We start from the raw sequence: 18,688 nt of genomic DNA on the forward strand, positions 1-18,688 counted from the left end.
AGCAAATTCTTAGTTTGTTTAGTAAAAACGGATATCAAGTATGTTATCCGTTTTCTTTTTGTCTATTTTTCTGGGTAATTCGTATATTTAGAATGAAGACCGACTTTTAAAGTACATTCCCAACTTTGTGATTTCATGCGACTCAAAATCCATCATGTGCTCCTAATGTTAAGTTTTCAAAGTTGTGCCTCACAATCAAAACCAAATTTGATAGATAATGAATTCGAGGCCATAACAAAAGAGAAGTTTAATTATTATCTCTACTATCCCGACGATTACGATACCGAAGAAGAAAAAGAGTTTCCCTTATTACTATTCTTGCATGGTGGCGGTGAATCGGGTGCCGAGTTAGGTGCTATAAAAAGAAATGGGCCTCCGAAATTAATAGCCAGTGGAAAAAAGTTTCCATTTCTGATTCTGGCTCCTCAAAATCCTCATAAGAAAAAATGGTGGAACATCAGAGCCTTAATGAAATTGTTGGATAGTGTAATTTCCAATAATCGGGTCGACAAAAAACGAATTTATTTGACCGGATTGAGCAGGGGAGGAGGTGCGGCTTGGGAATTGGCCGTTCAATATCCGGAAAAATTTGCGGCCATGGCGGTCGTCTGCGGAATGGCCCCTACACCCTATGCATCCTGGATTGATAAAAGGATGCCGATTTGGGTGTTTCACGGTGAAGAAGATCAATCCATTCCCATATCGGAGTCTGAAGAAATGGTCGATAAATTGAAAGAAATGGGCCATGATATACGATTTACCCGATATCCCGGAGTGGGTCACGATGCATGGATTCCGGCATACCAGACCGATGAACTATATGAATGGTTCATTCAACAGCGGCGAAATGATTAGGTTGGAGTTGCTAATGCTTTTAATTTCGTAAGAAAAACGGCGGCAGTTTAAATGAGGATTCACAATTTGTTATCTAAAAAATGATACGAACATGGTAAAATTTAAAGGTTATACTACAATTAGGCAGTTGCCCACTATGCTATTCTGTTTATTTCTAGCCACGGGCAATATATGGGCCTTAGAGGAAACAACAGAAGCCAAGAAAAAACCCAGAAACGTTATTTTTATCTTGACAGACGACCATCGCTATGATTACATGGGCTTTACGGGTAAAGTACCGTGGTTGGAAACACCCAACATGGATAAACTAGCGGAAGAAGGGGCCTATTTTTCCAATGCCTTTGTGACTACTTCTCTATGCTCGCCGAGCCGTGCTTCAATATTAACCGGGCAGTTTTCGCATTCGCATACAATCGTTGATAATCAAGCACCAGACCCTGGAAATCTCACATACTTTCCACAGTTTTTGGAAAAAGCGGGATACCAAACCGGGTTTTTTGGAAAATGGCATATGGGCGATCACGGGGATGAGCCTCAGCCCGGATTCACGCATTGGGAAAGTTTCCCAGGGCAAGGCGTCTACTATAACCCCACATTGAACATTAATGGTCAAAGGGTGGCCTATAAGGATTCTACCTACATTACGGACTTGTTGACGGAGCATGCTATAGATTGGATGGATAATCGGGATAAGAAAAAGCCGTTTTTCCTTTACTTATCACATAAAGCCGTTCATGCGGGCTTTCAACCGGCGCGAAGACATAAAGGCAGGTACAAGGGTAAAAAGATAGAGCTTCCCGCTACGTACGGTCAAACATTGACCGGTGAATATCGTGATTTGAAATGGCCCCAGTGGGTCGCCGATCAACGGGTGAGTTGGCATGGTGTTGATTATATGTACCATAGCTTTATGAACATACACGAGATGGTCGTCGACTATTGCGAAACCCTATTGGGCGTTGATGAAAGTATCGGAAGTGTAATGGATTATCTCAAGCGGGAAGGTCTTGATGAATCTACCCTAGTAATTTATATGGGAGATAATGGATTTAGTTGGGGCGAACACGGGTTGATAGATAAGCGCCATTTTTATGAGGAATCGGTAAAAGTGCCCTTATTGGTAAGATGTCCTGAATTGTTCGAAGGCGGGGTTAGGCCCGAGGCCATGGTACAGAACATAGACATTGCACCTACCGTTCTTTCTGAGGCTGGAGTAGTACAACCTGAAACTATGCCAGGGGTATCCTTCATTCCTATATTAACGGGAAACACAAGTGCACCAGTGAGAAGTGAGATTTTCTATGAGTATTTTTGGGAATATGATTTTCCTATGACCCCGACTGTTTTTGGTATGCGTACGGATAAGTATAAGTACATAAAATATCAAGGGATATGGGATAGAAATGAACTCTATGATTTAGAGAACGATCCTGACGAAATGTATAACCTAATTGCCGATTCTGATAAGCAAGAGATTGTAAAATCCATGTCCACGGCCATTTATGATTGGCTCAAGGAAACGAATGGGATGCAAATTCCCTTAAAAAGAACGATCAAATATCGATTTGGAGATTTTAAACATAAAAATGAGTATTGACCAGGTCATGCATGTCAAAAATCTAGGACCATTAATTTTACAGATGCTTTTTTACCTTACCGAAATCTACTGTTTCAAAATCATAATGACCAAGTAGGATAGGTGTTATGTTAATCAGGGGGTACTTTGGTGCAGATAATCAGTACTTTCTGTTCGTTCTGGTCGGTAGCGAAGAACAGATAGTCTTCCCCACCATCCCGAATATTGAATTTCTTTTTTAAAGTGGCCACAGTTTCTGGAAAATTCCGGGTAGCAATATTCGCATATTTTATTTGCTGGGCCTTCACCGTTTTTTTGGAATAAGGGATGACCTTTTTAATTAAAAACCTTCTTCCCGGGAACTTTGAAAGCTTACTAGTAGTATATAAATGTGTGTGACGGTGCAATTTCTTCAGCCCTAGACGAGAGCCTACAAGCTTAAATGCCCCTGCTTTTAGAATAGCCGGATTTGGACTGTACAAATAGTCAAGGGGTTCTGAAAATTGTGAAATTGCCCGATCCTCTTCCTCAAGGGCGTAATCAAAGGTCGTTCTGCCTTTCTTCTTTAAGTTTACCGTTTTTATTCGAATTTCACCTTCATATCCCTTTTCCAATATCCATAGCAATTCTTTGACTTCATTGTGAACGGCTACAACATGTATTTCCTTGATACCGGTAAGCTGATCGATACCAAGGGCAATATCGAGTAGTGGCGCTGTCTTTATAAGCACATTATTGCTTTTCAAAAATAAAAGGTCTAAATGCTCTAGCACATTGGGCTCGGAATCGGTCAATAGAAATACTTTTTTTTTAGTGCTGTCCCTTCTAGCCGGATCGATATACACCCAGTCAAAAATTGTCCCGGAATTCGAGAGCACATCCATTCCATTTCCGGATATAGCGGTGATATTGTCTGCCCCTAAAATCTTAAAATTATAAGATGCAATATCTGAAAGGTTTTTATCCATCTCACAATGGAAGACTTTGGCTATTTTTTTACTAAAAAAAAAGGTGTCGACACCATACCCTCCGGTCACGTCGAGAAGCGAATTTCCCGATACAATTTCCGTTTTATATTTCGCCGTAATTTCTGAGGAAGTTTGCTCTATATTCAGTTTTGACGGATAATAAATTTTTGGGGTAGAGAACCATGTCGGAAGTTTTTTTTCACATTTTTTACGGCTTTCTAGTTGTTGCGCTAGTTCCTTGTTGGAAACTAAGTCAAAAAAGGGTGGTTTAAGTATAACTGACAGGGTGTCAGTATTAAAATTGTTACGTATAAAACTTTGTACACCAGTATGTAATATGTGTTTATTCAAAGTAAAACTATATACTTTTGGTAAGTGATTTTACGATTTTGTTCTCGGCTAAAAATTCCTTTAAAATCACTTTTAGCGCGGTGTAACCTGGAACTGCTACAATCATTCCCACGACTCCGAACAATAGACCGGCAATAATGATGATCAAAAATATTTCCAAAGGATGGGATTTTACACTATTCGAAAAAATAATCGGCTGCGAGAAGAAGTTATCCACGAGTTGCCCTATCACCAGTCCTATAAATACATAACCTGTTTTCGGTAAGATTACGCTGCTGAAATCAAGGCCTAAATTAGTGGTCATGGTAAGTATTACCATTATAATCCCACCGATAATCGGACCTATATAGGGAATGATATTAAAAAGTGCACAGAGAAAGGCAATAACAATTGCGTTTTCTATTCCGACTACAAGAAGGGTAATCGTATAGATGACGAAGAGTACAAAAATTTGAAAAAGTAAGCCTACAAAATACCGCGACAACAAATTGTTGATTTTCTCCATAGAATGCTTTGTGCCTCCTTCCCTGCCTTTCGGGACGAATGCAAGAATACCGCGCAGTAGTAACTTGCTATCTTTTAAAAAGAAAAACGATATAAAAAGTACCGAAAACAGCCCAACGCTTACTGTGCTCAGCACATCTAGAAAGGAATTCAAAAAATTAGGAATAAAACCTATATCCAAACCATTGATTATACTTTTCTCAATATCAGTTTCTTTCAGAAGCTTTCCGACCGTTTCGGGTGAGGCCCCCAAATAAGACGTCATCTCTAGATATAGGGTGTTTAGGTTTTTTTCAAGCCCGTCGATTTCAAGAAGGGAAAGATTTTTACCCTGCTCCGTCAATAAGGGTACGAACAGAGCTATAATACCGACAAGAAGGCCCATCATTAAGAGCATGGTTAAAATGACCGAGATCGTATTAGGCAATTTTAGTTTTTTTCTAAAAAAAAAGACGATGGGTCGACCAATAAGGGCAATAACGGCCGCTATGGTCAAATAGGCCAATACAGATTGTATTTTCCACAAGAAGTACAGAAAGAGGCCGATACCTATGAGGATACCGGCCGCTCGTAAAATGCCTTGGGATATCGTTTTGGCAGTCATATTTTTAAGTTTGGTTTCGGAAATTTACAAAGAGTCCAGCTATGATAAAAAATAAAGGGGATACCCTCGTGCTCTTAGAGATTTAATCTTGATTCAATTCTCAAATGCATAGGCAATGATATTGGCTCCCATCTGAAGGGCTTTTATCCGAATTTCCTCAGGATCTTTGTGCACCGAGGGGTCTTCCCAACCGTCACCAAGATCGCTCTCTACCGTAAATAGAAGCACCAAACGCCCATCGTGAAAAATACCTAAGGCCTGTGGTCTCAATCCGTCATGTTCATGGATTTTAGGTAACCCTTTGGGAAATACATACTTTTTATTAAATATGGGATGGTCCGATCCGACTTCCTCCAATTCGGTGTTGGGAAACACCTTTTTTAAAGCCTGCTTCAAATAAGGTGCCATACCGTAATTGTCATCAATATGTAGAAAGCCCCCTGAAAATAAATAATCGCGCAAGTTAGCCGCCTCCGTGTCTGAAAAAATAACGTTACCATGCCCTGTCATGTGTAAAAAAGGATACTGAAAAATACGACTGCTTCCTACTTCTACGGTAGCCGGTTTCTCGTCAAGCCTGGTATCGATATGGTTATTGCAAAAACGAATAAGATTGGGTAAGGCGGTAGGGTTTGCATACCAATCTCCACCGCCATTATATTTCAAAATAGCGATTTCTTGGGCATTGACATTTACGGAGACCAAGAATGTTAGATAACACAGACTAAGAACAGAAAATTTCATTTCTAGACCTAATAAACTAAGAGTTAGCTTCAAATGTACGCATTATACTATTTAAAAATATGACCGTTGTCGCACAAGTTTTCAGGTGTTGGAGATTGAAAAATGTTGACATGCTTTATAAAAATCTACGAAGAAATCCCTTTTTTGAAGGGTCAATGGTCTGACCTGAGTATCTAGATTTCGATACCGTAAATTAACATCCTACCTTTTTGGTGATTATCCGTTATTTATCATGTTTACCGTAGCACATGCTACAATAGCAGCTGTTTCCGTTCGCAATCGCGCATCTCCCAAAGAAACTGGAAGAAACCCCTTTTCACAAGCCTGGTCGATTTCCGTGGGAGAGAAATCACCTTCCGGACCGATCAAAATAGTGATGTCTTTGTCCGGAGCGACCCTACGCTTTAAATCCATTTTTTCACCGTCGTCACAATGCGCAATGAATAGTAACCCTTTATGGTCTTTCTCAAGAAATTCAGAGTATGGTATTGCAGGGTTGAGTTTGGGTAGGTAGACACGAAGACTCTGTTTCATAGCTGATTGAACTACCTTTTCCAATCTTTCGAATTTTATCTTCTTTCTCTCCGAACGCTCGCAAATAACCGGTGTTATTTCATTCACTCCTATTTCGGTTGCTTTTTCCAAAAACCATTCAAATCGATCGTTGGTTTTTGTCGGCGCAACGACCAGATGAAACCAGTGCATTTTTTGATGTTTTTTTTGGCTGGAAATAACTTGGGCCTTACATTTTTTTGGTGCCGCCGATATAATTTTAGCCTCGAAGAGATGACCTTTACCATTGGTGATTTTCAAAATATCACCTTCTTTTTTTCTAAGGACTTTTACAATATGCCTGCTTTCTTGTTCTGAAAAATTAAACTGAGATAAACTCAGGTCTAGCGTTGGGTTATAAAAAAGTTGCATAAAAGCTAAGTTACAAAAGAAAGTTAGTTGCAAGTAATTTAAACGTATAGGGTTTCATAAAAAGGCCCTTGGTATCTTTCAACAGGCCATTAATTCTAGTACTTTTCACCCAACGCATAGCGTGATTTTGCCGAAACATCCTGCTGGGTAAAAGACCGTTGCCGGTATTTAAGATATCCAACGATTCCGATCATAGCGGCATTATCCGTACAATACTCGAATTTAGGAATATAGGTGGTCCAGCCTCGGGCTACCTCTGCTTCCTTTAGGGCGGAGCGAATACCTGAATTGGCTGAAACACCTCCTCCAATAGCAATTTGCGAAATTCCTGTTTGCTTCACGGCCATTTCTAATTTTTCCATCAGAATTTCAATAATGGTTTTTTGTATGGAGGCACATATGTTCTCCAAATGTTCGCCTATAAAGTCGGTATTTGAGGTCGTCTCTCGTTGTATAAAGTACAAAATACTTGTTTTCAGCCCGCTAAAACTGAAATTCAAGCCTTTTACCTTGGGCTTGGGAAACGGGTACGCTTTTGGGTCGCCTTTCTGCGCATTTTTGTCTATCAGCGGTCCACCAGGGTAGGGTAGGCCCAAAATCTTGGCACTTTTATCAAAAGCCTCGCCTACGGCGTCATCTAGGGTCTCTCCCAAGATTTCCATATCGAAATAGTTTTTTACGAGGACAATTTGGGTATGTCCGCCACTTATTGTCATGGCTAAAAAAGGAAATTCAGGAGTCTTATGATTCTTGTCTTCGATGAAATGGGCGAGTATATGGGCTTGCATGTGATTTACTTCAATAAGTGGAATGCCCAAACCCAGTGCCAGGGACTTCGCGAATGAAGTGCCGACCAAAAGTGAACCCATCAAACCTGGACCCCTTGTAAAAGCTATGGCTGATAATTGTTTTTTATCGATATTTGCTTTGTTCAAAGCTTGGTGCACCACCGGAACTATATTTTGTTGGTGTGCCCTTGAGGCAAGTTCGGGCACGACGCCCCCATATTCCTCATGTATTTTTTGCGTAGCCGTAACGTTGCTGAGTACCTTTTTACCGCTCAGAACTGCTGCGGATGTATCATCGCATGAAGATTCAATAGCAAGAATATAAATAGTTTCGTTCTCCACCGAGTTTGGAATAAAAGTTGGATGTGTCAAAGGTAAAACATATAGCCCTATCAAAAAACTTAGAAAAATACTGATTAGAACCGTGCTGGTTCTCGTATTGACCTGTGTTTTGGGCACTTTTGTACTTTCTTTGCCTTTCGTTCAGACCAGCTTTGCCAAATATGCAACCGATACCATCAATAAAGATTTTGGAACGAGCATTAATATTGAAAGGCTGCGGGTCTCTCTCATCTCTTGGGACACGAATCTTCAAGGAGTGTTTATCGAAGATTATAAAAAAGACACTCTTTTTTATATCAATGAACTATCGACTTCGGTCTTAAGTGTTCGCAATCTCATCAACGGGAAATTGGAGTTCGGTGATATTGATATCGATGAGCTCGATTTTAAGCTCAAGACCTATCGGGACGATAAAAGTACGAACCTCGAAGTCTTTATAGATAAACTTGATGATGGAAAGCCGCGAAAACCCGGTACTCCCCCTTTCTTTTTCTCTTCTTCCGGAATTGAAATCGCTAACAGTACGTTCAAGCTTCTGGACGAAAATAGGGAAACCACCGAAATGTTAGATTTTAGCAACCTTAACATAAGTGCGTCTAGTTTCCAAATTGTAGGACCGGAGGTAACCGCCGATATCGATAGAATGTCTTTTATAAGTGAACGGGGTATCGAGGTAAAAGAGTTACGGACCGAATTTACATATACCAAACAGCAGATGCGCTTCGATTCGTTGCGAATACAAACCCTCCAGTCAAAACTTCAAGGCGATCTTGTTTTTAATTATGACCGAAAAGACTTTGCCGATTTCTTGAATAAGGTGAAGCTTGCGGCCAATTTTAAAGAATCGACCGTTGCGTTTGATGAAGTCAATCTATTGTACAATCAGTTCGGTAGGGGTAAAAAGGTGAATTTTTCATCAAAAATCGACGGAGTTTTGAATAACTTGAATACAGAACTTATTTTTTTACAATCGGATAATACCGGTATTCGTGGAGACTTTAATTTCGAGAACCTTTTTAGTCGTAATGATCCGTTTAAAATGCGGGCCGACATGAAGAATGTGACCACAAGCTATTATGAACTGCGTTCACTTTTACCTAATATTATCGGGAAATCATTACCTCCCGCCGTTTTCGAAAAGCTGGGGCAGTTCACGATTCGAGGTGATGCGGTGATTACCGAAACCTCAATAGATGCCAAGGTTAATTTGAATACCGCTATTGGAAGCAGCTATGCCGATGTTGAACTAACCGATATCAATAATATTGATAATGCCACCTACACCGGTTTCGTATCCTTGATTGATTTTGACCTAGGCGCTTTCGTGGACAATGAAAAATTGGGGAAAACAACGCTCGATGTGAACGTCGAGGGAAAAGGTTTTGCCAGAGAAGGGCTGAATACGGAGGTAATCGGAGAAGTGTATTCCGCTAGCTTTAATAAATATGACTATAAAAATATTAATGTCTCCGGAATTTTAAAAGATCAACTTTTCGACGGAACGTTGTCGATCGATGATGAAAATGTAAAGTTCAATTTTAAGGGATTGGCAGATTTTGGAGAAGATCGAAACGATTTTAACTTCATCGCCTCTGTGGATTATGCAGATTTGAAGAAACTTCATTTAGTGAACGATAGCATGTCTATTTTTAAGGGAAATGTAAACATGAATGTAACCGGCAATACGCTTGACAATTTGGTCGGGGATATCAAATTCACAAAGACAGTCTTTAAGAATCAAAACGATACTTATTATTTCGAGGATTTCAAAGTGTCTTCAACTTTTGAAAACGATTCAATACGTATAATCGACATCAATTCGCCCGACATAATCACTGGGTATATGAAGGGTAATTTTAAAGTTAGGGAATTGGGCAAGCTGGTGCAGAACTCTTTAGGCAGTATCTATACCAACTACCGTCCGTATGAAATCTCGTCGGGACAGACCCTCACCTTTAATTTTAAGATTTATAACAAAATTGTCGATGTTATTTTCCCGGAACTCAAATTTGACCCGAATACCTTCATTCGGGGCGATATCGTCGCAGATGAGGGTGACTTTAAGTTGAATTTCAAGTCGCCCAGTATTGCAGCCTTTGGTAACGAGGCCGACAGCATCGATATCAAAATCGATAATAAAAACCCGCTGTTCAACACCTATGTTTCGGTTAGCGACCTATCTACAAGTTACTACGACGTAAAAGATTTCAGTTTGATCAATACCACCTTGAAGGATACGTTGTTCTTCAGGGCAGAGTTTAAAGGGGGTAGTGAGTTCAACGATAGCTATAATCTTAATTTTTACCACACCTTCAACAAAGAGAACAAATCCGTAATCGGGCTAAAGACTTCCGATGTCAGCTTTAAAGGTAACAAGTGGATATTGAACAAAGAAGGCAATGATAAAAATAAGGTTATAATAAACCGCACCTTAGATAGTATTGCAATAGAGGAAATCGTAATGAACAATAATGAGCAGGAGCAAATTAGGTTAAGGGGCCAGCTGGCCGATTCTACCTATAAAGATCTTCAACTACAGTTCAAAATAGTTTCCCTGAACAAGATTACGCCTGAAATAGACAGCCTTAAACTTCAAGGAGAGGTAAATGGTACCCTTAATATCCTGCAAAAAGACGATATTTATCTTCCCTCGTCGAACTTAGGTATTCAAGATTTTTCAATCAACGACTTTCGTTTGGGCGACTTGGCAATAGGTATAGTCGGAAATAAGGATTTGACGGAGTTTGCGGTTAACTCCCAAATTACCGATGAGGGCGAAGAAAAATTAGCGGTGGTCGGCAATATCCTAAGAAAGGGAGAGGTGCCCGAAGCCAATCTTTTGGTCAATCTCAATGGTTTTGAACTAAACCCTTTTTCACCCTTAGGAGAAGATATTTTGAACAATATTCGCGGTGAGGTTAGCGGTAATGCCCGAATTCAGGGGGCTATTGATAATCCTGATTTCAGTGGAATACTAACGCTAGACAAGGCGGGCCTAGGTATACCTTACTTGAATGTCGATTATAGTTTTGCACCGAATTCAAGGGTGAACTTGAGTAAACAGACTTTCGAGTTTGACCAAATCGAATTAACCGATGTAACCAAGAAAACTACGGCCACATTAGATGGTACCATCAGCCATTCTTATTTCGATAATTGGTTACTTGACTTAAATGTCGACACCAATAACAACAAGCTATTAATTCTCAATACACCTTTTGAAGAAGAGATACTCTATTATGGTACGGGATATTTAACGGGTAGCGGAAGAATTTTTGGACCTACTAAAGCTCTCAATATAAAAGTGGAAGGTGAAACTGCCCCGGGAACTTCACTCAAGATACCGTTGAGCGATGTAGCTTCCATTGGAGATTATTCATTTATCAATTTTGTCGAGAAAAATGAATACAACACTATTGAAGAAAAATTTGTGCTCGATGAATTTCAAGGCCTTGAGCTGACCTTTGATTTAGATGTAACGCCAGATGCCGAAGTGGAAATTGTGACGGATACCAAAACAGGGAGTTCACTAAAAGGTAGCGGTGTAGGTATTTTGCTCATTCGAATAAATACACGCGGGGCGTTCGAAATGTATGGTGATTTCGTAGTCGTCAATGGAGAATACAATTATAAATTTGGAGGAGTAATCAATAAGACCTTCAAAGTAAAACCCGGAGGAACCATAGTGTGGGACAGGGAGCCTTTAAAGGCGACGTTGGATCTGGAGGCCGTATACTCTTTGAATGCTAATCCTGCGCCCTTATTGGATAACCCTGGTTACCGCCGAAGAATACCCACCGAGGTCGTTATTAAGCTTACCGACGATCTTGAAAGTCCTGATATCGCTTTTAATATTGACTTTCCGGGAACTAACTCCATCATTCAATCGGAATTGGAATATCGCCTACAAGATCCGACTGTAGAAGAGCAAAATGCCCTTTTTTTATTGGCACAAGGGTCTTTTGTCAACGATCAGACGGGTATCAATCAGCAGGCGGTAACAGGTAATTTATTGCAATCTGCATCAGGCCTACTGAACCAGGTTTTGGGAAATAACGACAAATTCAACCTAGGTCTTTCCTATGAACAGGGAATTTTAGATCAAAGCGCCGCCTTTCAAACCGAAAATAGAATCGGGGTAACCGTATCGACACAGATCAGTGATAGGTTGCTTTTTAATGGTCGGGTGGGTGTACCCGTTGGGGGTACCACCGAAACCGTAGTGGCCGGAAATTTTGAAATTCAACTCATACTTAACGAAGAAGGAACCTTGAGCGCTAAATTCTTCAATAGGGAAAACGAAATACAGGAGTATTTGGCCGATAGGTTGGGCTATACCCAAGGGGTCGGGTTGTCTTATGAGGTAGATTTCAACAGTTTTAGGGAACTCTTCCGAAGCATATTGAACAGGAAAAAAGAGCAGGAAAGTAAAAAACAGGACTTGCCTCAACCAGACAAGGTTCCAACGGCCGTAATGGGTAAGGATAGTTTGTTGCGTTTCTACCCAAAAAGTAACAGATTACGCTAATCGTTCCGTAAAGACCATTCAATCATAGTAAACAATAATTTAGGCGTAAAAGGTTCTTGGTGTCTAAAGTTTAATTCCCCACATTAACAGGTCAAAAAGTTGTAATTCAAACATTATGGTGGCGCTCGCCTTGGGAAAATGATTTAAGGGGTCCACTTAATGATAATTTCGCCTTTTACCCTTCCTTGATATGAATAAGTTTGTTAATTTTGCAGCTTAGTTTTTTTTAATGACTTCAGAGATAAAGAAAATCGGTGTTTTGACTTCGGGAGGGGATTCTCCTGGTATGAACGCCGCCATTCGGTCCGTAGTTCGAACCTGTGCCTACATGAAGGTAGATTGCGTTGGAATTTACAGAGGGTATCAAGGAATGATCGAAGGGGATTTCAAGGATATGGACGCTAGAAGCGTCAATAATATTATCAATAAGGGAGGTACCATTTTGAAGTCGGCCCGCTGTGATGAATTTCGAACGCCTGAAGGACGTAAAAAGGCCTATGACCAATTGCGGTCGGAAGGTATCGATGCTTTCGTAGTTATTGGGGGGGATGGTAGTTTTACAGGGGCTATGGTATTCAATCAAGAGTTCCATTTTCCTATCATTGGTATTCCCGGTACGATAGATAACGATATATTTGGTACATCTAACACAGTGGGTTTTGATACGGCAATGAACACCGTTGTCGAGGTAATCGATAAAATTCGTGATACGGCCAGTTCGCACAATAGACTTTTCTTTGTAGAGGTGATGGGAAGGGATGTAGGTCATATTGCCTTGAATACTGGGGTAGGGGCCGGTGCCGAAGAGATTCTGATACCTGAAGAAGATAGGGGCTTGGAGCGCTTACTGGAATCGTTGAAAAGAAGCAAGAAATCAGGCAAATCATCAAGTATCGTTGTCGTCGCCGAGGGCGATAAGATAGGAAAAAGTGTTTTCGAGCTTAAGGAATACGTCGAAGAACATCTTCCTATTTACGATGTTCGGGTTTCGGTTTTAGGCCATATGCAGCGCGGTGGGGCGCCTTCTTGTTATGACCGAGTACTGGCCAGTCGAATGGGAGTCAAGGCCGTAGAAAGTTTGCTCGAAGGGCGAACCAATTTTATGGTAGGCGTCCAGAATAATAAAATTATACTTACCCCTATAAGCAAAGCGATAAAGGGGCACACAAAAATAGATAAAGAGCTCATACGAGTTTCTGAAATAATGACAACATAATTCTAATCCTAAAAACAAAGAGAACATGTCAAATTTAAAAATAGGAATTAACGGATTCGGACGAATTGGAAGATTGGTCTTTAGGGAAACAGTAAGAAGAGATGGTGTCGATGTAGTGGCCATCAACGACCTATTGGATGTAGATCACCTTGCTTACCTTTTAAAATATGATTCTGTACACGGAAAATTCGACGGTGAGGTCGAGGTAAAAGATGGAAATCTCGTCGTAAACGGAAGTACTATTAGAATTACGGCAGAGCGCGACCCAAAAAATATCAAGTGGGATGCTGTTGGGGCAGAAATTGTAGCCGAGTGTACCGGTATATTCACCACTCTTGAAATGGCGCAGTACCATATCGATGGAGGAGCGAAAAAAGTGGTAATATCTGCACCTTCCAAAGACGCTCCTATGTTCGTAATGGGCGTTAACCATAAAGAAGTAAAAGCTTCCGATAAAATTGTGTCGAATGCCTCTTGTACGACTAACTGTTTGGCACCAATGGCCAAGGTGTTACATGATAATTTTGGTATTGAAGAAGCATTGATGACCACCGTACATGCAACTACGGCTACCCAGATGACCGTAGACGGACCCTCAAAAAAAGATTGGAGGGGAGGCCGAAGTGCTATGTTGAATATAATTCCGGCGTCAACCGGGGCCGCCAAAGCGGTGACCAAGGTAATCCCAGCTTTGGAAGGTAAACTTACCGGAATGGCTTTTAGGGTTCCTACGGCTGACGTTTCCGTGGTCGACCTAACCGTTCGCTTAGAAAAGGAAACCTCGTACGATGCCATTAAAAAAGCCTTTAAGGAGGCTTCTGAGGGTGATTTAAAGGGCATATTGGGCTATACTGAAGAAGCTTTGGTTTCCCAAGATTTTGTGAGCGATAAACGAACCAGCATTTTTGATGCGGGAGCGGGTATTGAATTAAATCCGAAATTTTTTAAACTGATTTGTTGGTACGATAACGAGGCTGGTTTCTCAAATAAATTGGTCGACTTAACACAACACGTAGCAAGTTTGTAGTTTTTTTGATGGTTTTCGAAGTATTCCTGAAAATGGGCGAAAATTTGCTTATTTTCAGGAATCTTTTTTTAAACAGAATTTTATGATTTTAATAGTTGATAGTGGTGCTACAAAATCGGATTGGATTGCCCTAGACGATAAGGGGAACCAGTTGTTTTTAACACAAACTCTTGGGCTAAGTCCAGAAGTTTTGACGCGCGAGGTCATTGAAGATAGACTGGCGAATAATTTCGAACTCTCAAAGAATAAGGAAAAGGTCACTCGGCTACACTTTTATGGGGCTGGTTGTGGTACAGATCGGATGAAATCATTTTTGCGTGATATTTTTAAAGATTTTTTCCCCAACGCCAAGGCCGATGTCAAAGAAGATACATATGCAGCTATTTTTTCAACCACTAAAATTGGCCATCAGGGCATAGTGTGTATTCTGGGCACTGGTTCCAACTGTAGTTATTACGATGGGCACCAGTTGTTTCAAAAGGTTACTTCATTAGGATACATACCTATGGATGATGGTAGTGGCAATTTTTTCGGACGAAAGTTGATTCGCGATTATTACTTTCATAAAATGCCACAAGACTTGGGAATCAAGTTTGCCAAAGAGTATAATCTTGATGCAGATGTAATTAAAGAGAATTTATATAAGCAGCCAAACCCCAATACCTATTTGGCCACTTTTGCCCGCTTTTTGATCGAGAATAAAGAACACCCCTATAGCAAGGGAGTTATCGATAAGGGTTTTCAGCAATTCGTCAATAATTATATCATGCAGTTTGAGCTAGCGACGAAGGTTCCTATCAACTTTGTCGGTAGTATTGCCCATTACTTGAGGGACGAACTAATTACAGTGCTTGAGCGCAATGATTTGGTAGTAGGGGTTATTAGACAAAGGCCTATCGAGGGGTTGATGGAATTTCACCGTGAGACCATTTAATATGAGTTATTAGGCACCAACTCTTTATTGGAGAGTAATCCCATTGCACTAACTCCGTTAGTATATCTTTTCTTCAACGGCTATTACTGAGATTTCAACGTTTACAAATTTGGGTAGATTGGCCACTTCAATGGTTTCTCTTGCCGGGGCGGTCTCAGGTTTGAAATAGGATCCGTACACCTCATTGATCTCAGTGAACTGATTCATGTCTTTTAAGAAGATGGAACTTTTGACCACATTTTCAAATGTCATTTCAGCTTCGGTTAGAATGGCCTGCAGATTCTCCATAACTTTTCGCGTTTCCTTTTTTATATCTCCAGAGATGAGTTTTCCTGTTGCTGGATCCAGTGGAATTTGCCCTGAAACGTATAGGGTGCCATCACTCAAAATAGCCTGATTATAAGGGCCTATAGGCGCTGGTGCCTTTGTTGTATTAATGATTTTTTTCATATGTTAATTCTGTTATACGGTTTTAATTGGTTTCTGCGGAAGATCAAACTATCTTCTAGGGGGTTGACTTCTATTTTCCCATTTTAGATCGCTCAACAGCGAACTTTTTATCCCTATAAAAAAATACCACCGTGAATAGGTTCCAAAAGGCGTCCAGTTAAAGTTCATCCGAAAGCTTTTAAGGTCACGTTCGAAACGAAGCTGCGTTAAAGTAAACCCCTTATTTTTAAAATCATACCCCGATGACCCACCTACCTTCCATCTTGGGGAAAGTTCAATATCCCCGGAAAACATGAGTGAATGACTACTGAATTCGTTTTGACGGGCCGAATTAAAATAACTGGCCGAATAGGCTAAGCGAAAATTCCATGGAATTTTAGTGGCATAGGTCGGATTTTCAACGTCTTCGTCTCCCTTATCTCCATAGTCATCCTCAACAGATCGGTTATTGTAATTGTCGGCTCTACCAAAGAGGTCATCGTCGCGGCCACCACTCTGAGCGACATAATCATATTCCCCATACTCCTCTTCATCTTCTTCTTCTTCCTCTTTCTTTCCGAAAGTCTCACTATCTATAGAATAACCAATGTTAATATTGGCTTGGGTCAATCGAAAAAGGCTACCACCATTGTCTACGTTGAACTTATTGATTCGTCTTCCGTTATTGTCAATGGCATAAGGGTCGAGTCCTGCAGAGAAGTTAATTGACATTTTATTGTTTAATATATTGGTACCACCATTGACACGCAAAGGACTAAGCCTCAATGAATCGGATTCAAAATTATAGCCGGTCGATATATTAAAGTTACTCAGAATGGGTACTTTTTTAGGTTCGGTGGCCGTGGAGTCTTTATCGGTAACCTTGGCCTCGAGCGTATTGGCCAAAGAAAAACTCAAGCTGTTTGATTTACCTAGGCTGGGAGCTCCGTTTAGTGTACCCTCGAAACGGCTATATTGTACCACTTGGCCCGTATCGTTGTTCAAATATTCGTCGTAGAATTGTTCAAAGGAGGGCGCATATCCGTAACTTAGGGAAGGGCGCACTGTATGACGTATCGCCTGAATTTTTTTATCCTCACCAAAGTTAAATGTTCCGTAAAGCGTGGTTCCAACGCTGGCACTGAAGTTATACTTATTATAACGATCAAACCCAGGAATCGTATCCCGAACGACTTGCCCGCGGGTATCTTCCGTGGCGGCCTCGTATCGCTGTCGAAAGGTTTCAAGGGCCCAGACATCTTCATAACTTCCACCCATGCTCACGCTAAAAAACTTGGCTACTTTAAAATTGGTGCTAATCGGAATTCGGTGCCGTGCTCCCACCCTGGCGTTATCGAACATACCGGCCTTGAAGAAATTCTCATCATTGGTCGTCAGTTGGTTACGCGCATTGACATCGTATTGAAAATTGATATTTTGAATAAACCCCTTTTTAATACCTTCCCTAGGCGCAAAAGGAAAAATACGTTCAACGCTTGCCTGAAAGGTCGGTAAGGTCATTTGAATATTGTTGTCCTGAGGATTGGCTCTCGCCGATGCACTGGTATTTTGTGAATGCGTAGCGGTCAAACTCATATTCACCGATGGGTAGTTCGGAAATGTTTTGGAATACGATATCGATGAGGACAGATTGTTATTTTGTGTCAATGGGAGATTGACTTGATTCAAAGAGTTTTGATAGTATGAACTGCTCCCTAAGTTTACTGCGGCCGAAAACCTCGAATTCGGACTGGCTTTGGTATCCTGTGAATGTGATATCTGAATATTCCAAACTTTACTATTACTGTAATCGTCGAACCCTTTTTGACTGGTCACCAAATTTTCGTACCTGAAATTCACGTTACCTCGATATCTATAGCGTTTGGCATAGATACTCTGCGTTCTAAAACCATAGCTTCCGTTCGTGTAAAAATCTCCTGTTACCGTAATATCGGCATAATCGCTGAACGGAATATAATATCCCCCGTTCTGTAGAAAGTACCCCCTATTGGGGTCATTTCCGAAGGTGGGCATCATAAGCCCTGCACTACGTCCCACGGTCAACGGAAAATAGGCAAATGGTAAGGCTATGGGGGTTGGCACATCGGCGATGTAAAGATTACTGAATCCGGCGATGACCTTCTTCTTGGGAACGAATTTAGCCTTCCGTATCCGAATGTAATAGTCAGGGTTTACGGTATCTTTTGAGGTAGTAAGCTTTCCCTCGCTCAAAAAATAGACAGAATCATTTTCTTTTTTGGTGATTTCCGCATATACTTTCATTGCGTCGCTGCCCAATTGGCCTAGTCCGGCCTGTTGTTCGGTACGTGAATTCCAGATAAGTGCCTTTTCCGTATCAAAATTAAACCGAATACTGTCAGGCCGTACCTCGTTATCGCCTTGTTTAAAAAAGGGCAGTTGGGTGTAATTACCCAATGAATCTTTTAAACGCCCGGCATACACCTCATTCTTGATATAATCTAAAATAATAATGCCGGCCTTTAGTTCCGTGTCTTCATAATAAATTTCGGCCTCATTATAGAGGTATATTTTTTGGTCTTTTTGACTGAGCTTAACGTAATCTTTGGCCTTGTATTTGATATTATCCAATAAAATAGAAGGTGTTCGCTTAATGGAGTCAGCCTCAAGGGAATCTTTGCGCACCGCTTCTTTTAAGGCAGGGTCGGGGAATAGCGGTGCAATGATAGTGTCCTTTTCCGCTTTTATAGGAAGAGGCACTACGCCATCTTCTTGAGCGGTCGCTGAAAGGATACCAACAAACAGGAATACGATGAAAAGTAAATGATGTTTATTTGATTGCAAGGCTATATATCCTATTTTTGTAACCGTTTGGCGTAGCTTCCAGAGCTCAAACTTACATATATTTTTTGTTCCCCT

The 18,688-nt window shown here is 40.8% G+C and carries 13 protein-coding genes; 6 read left to right on the forward strand and 7 right to left on the reverse strand.

Annotation, left to right across the window (positions count from 1 at the left end):
* Nucleotides 1-135 precede the first annotated feature (135 nt).
* Together F2B13_RS01125 and F2B13_RS01130 are read left to right on the forward strand one after the other, a co-directional pair.
* On the forward strand, nucleotides 136-855 hold the full coding sequence (locus F2B13_RS01125) for a carboxylesterase family protein (RefSeq protein ID WP_149277062.1): 720 nt from the start codon (nucleotides 136-138) through the stop codon (nucleotides 853-855).
* Between the two features lie 91 nt (nucleotides 856-946).
* Complete coding sequence (locus tag F2B13_RS01130) at nucleotides 947-2,452, forward strand: sulfatase family protein (RefSeq protein ID WP_232625175.1); 1,506 nt, start codon at nucleotides 947-949, stop codon at nucleotides 2,450-2,452.
* 110 nt (nucleotides 2,453-2,562) lie between these two features.
* On the opposite strand, the gene F2B13_RS01135 is transcribed toward F2B13_RS01130, so the two are convergent.
* The 5 genes from F2B13_RS01135 to tsaD all read right to left on the reverse strand — a co-directional run bounded on the left by F2B13_RS01135 (nucleotide 2,563) and on the right by tsaD (nucleotide 7,656).
* Nucleotides 2,563-3,750: a THUMP-like domain-containing protein gene (locus F2B13_RS01135; RefSeq protein WP_149302819.1), complete on the reverse strand. Its 1,188-nt coding sequence runs from the start codon at nucleotides 3,748-3,750 to the stop codon at nucleotides 2,563-2,565.
* A gap of 7 nt (nucleotides 3,751-3,757) precedes the next feature.
* A complete protein-coding gene (locus F2B13_RS01140; RefSeq protein ID WP_149302821.1) occupies nucleotides 3,758-4,858 on the reverse strand; it encodes an AI-2E family transporter in 1,101 nt (366 codons plus the stop codon).
* A 93-nt stretch (nucleotides 4,859-4,951) separates the two neighbouring features.
* Nucleotides 4,952-5,602: a DUF4159 domain-containing protein gene (locus F2B13_RS01145; protein ID WP_149302823.1), complete on the reverse strand. Its 651-nt coding sequence runs from the start codon at nucleotides 5,600-5,602 to the stop codon at nucleotides 4,952-4,954.
* Between the two features lie 216 nt (nucleotides 5,603-5,818).
* Nucleotides 5,819-6,526 (reverse strand): 16S rRNA (uracil(1498)-N(3))-methyltransferase, encoded by a 708-nt coding sequence (locus F2B13_RS01150; RefSeq protein WP_149302825.1) that lies wholly within the window; start codon nucleotides 6,524-6,526, stop codon nucleotides 5,819-5,821.
* Nucleotides 6,527-6,621: 95 nt separating this feature from the next.
* The gene (gene tsaD / locus F2B13_RS01155; RefSeq protein ID WP_149302827.1) at nucleotides 6,622-7,656 is read right to left on the reverse strand and encodes a tRNA (adenosine(37)-N6)-threonylcarbamoyltransferase complex transferase subunit TsaD; all 1,035 of its coding nucleotides are present in this window, start codon (nucleotides 7,654-7,656) and stop codon (nucleotides 6,622-6,624) included.
* Between the two features lie 82 nt (nucleotides 7,657-7,738).
* Between tsaD and F2B13_RS01160 the strand changes: the two genes are divergently transcribed.
* The 4 genes from F2B13_RS01160 to F2B13_RS01175 all read left to right on the forward strand — a co-directional run bounded on the left by F2B13_RS01160 (nucleotide 7,739) and on the right by F2B13_RS01175 (nucleotide 15,361).
* Nucleotides 7,739-12,184 (forward strand): translocation/assembly module TamB domain-containing protein, encoded by a 4,446-nt coding sequence (locus F2B13_RS01160; protein ID WP_198439881.1) that lies wholly within the window; start codon nucleotides 7,739-7,741, stop codon nucleotides 12,182-12,184.
* A 229-nt stretch (nucleotides 12,185-12,413) separates the two neighbouring features.
* On the forward strand, nucleotides 12,414-13,400 hold the full coding sequence (gene pfkA, locus F2B13_RS01165) for a 6-phosphofructokinase (RefSeq protein ID WP_149277068.1): 987 nt from the start codon (nucleotides 12,414-12,416) through the stop codon (nucleotides 13,398-13,400).
* A gap of 25 nt (nucleotides 13,401-13,425) precedes the next feature.
* A complete protein-coding gene (gene gap, locus F2B13_RS01170; RefSeq protein ID WP_149277069.1) occupies nucleotides 13,426-14,427 on the forward strand; it encodes a type I glyceraldehyde-3-phosphate dehydrogenase in 1,002 nt (333 codons plus the stop codon).
* An 82-nt stretch (nucleotides 14,428-14,509) separates the two neighbouring features.
* Nucleotides 14,510-15,361 (forward strand): N-acetylglucosamine kinase, encoded by an 852-nt coding sequence (locus F2B13_RS01175; protein ID WP_149277070.1) that lies wholly within the window; start codon nucleotides 14,510-14,512, stop codon nucleotides 15,359-15,361.
* 57 nt (nucleotides 15,362-15,418) lie between these two features.
* Here F2B13_RS01175 and F2B13_RS01180 read toward each other — a convergent pair whose 3' ends face one another.
* Nucleotides 15,419-15,811 (reverse strand): RidA family protein, encoded by a 393-nt coding sequence (locus tag F2B13_RS01180; protein ID WP_149277071.1) that lies wholly within the window; start codon nucleotides 15,809-15,811, stop codon nucleotides 15,419-15,421.
* Nucleotides 15,812-15,859: 48 nt separating this feature from the next.
* The gene (locus tag F2B13_RS01185; protein ID WP_149302829.1) at nucleotides 15,860-18,613 is read right to left on the reverse strand and encodes a putative LPS assembly protein LptD; all 2,754 of its coding nucleotides are present in this window, start codon (nucleotides 18,611-18,613) and stop codon (nucleotides 15,860-15,862) included.
* Between the last annotated feature and the right edge of the window lie 75 nt (nucleotides 18,614-18,688).

It is taken from the genome of Pareuzebyella sediminis (assembly GCF_008367235.1).
Taxonomy (GTDB): Bacteria; Bacteroidota; Bacteroidia; order Flavobacteriales; family Flavobacteriaceae; genus Pareuzebyella; species Pareuzebyella sediminis.

Coding starts and splice junctions, on each gene's coding strand:
- pfkA (WP_149277068.1), top strand. CDS start 12,414: ATGACTTCAGAGATAAAGAAAATCGGTGTTTTGACTTCGGGAGGGGAT.
- F2B13_RS01145 (WP_149302823.1), bottom strand. CDS start 5,602: ATGAAATTTTCTGTTCTTAGTCTGTGTTATCTAACATTCTTGGTCTCC.
- F2B13_RS01140 (WP_149302821.1), bottom strand. CDS start 4,858: ATGACTGCCAAAACGATATCCCAAGGCATTTTACGAGCGGCCGGTATC.
- F2B13_RS01180 (WP_149277071.1), bottom strand. CDS start 15,811: ATGAAAAAAATCATTAATACAACAAAGGCACCAGCGCCTATAGGCCCT.
- gap (WP_149277069.1), top strand. CDS start 13,426: ATGTCAAATTTAAAAATAGGAATTAACGGATTCGGACGAATTGGAAGA.
- F2B13_RS01175 (WP_149277070.1), top strand. CDS start 14,510: ATGATTTTAATAGTTGATAGTGGTGCTACAAAATCGGATTGGATTGCC.
- F2B13_RS01130 (WP_232625175.1), top strand. CDS start 947: ATGGTAAAATTTAAAGGTTATACTACAATTAGGCAGTTGCCCACTATG.
- F2B13_RS01150 (WP_149302825.1), bottom strand. CDS start 6,526: ATGCAACTTTTTTATAACCCAACGCTAGACCTGAGTTTATCTCAGTTT.
- F2B13_RS01125 (WP_149277062.1), top strand. CDS start 136: ATGCGACTCAAAATCCATCATGTGCTCCTAATGTTAAGTTTTCAAAGT.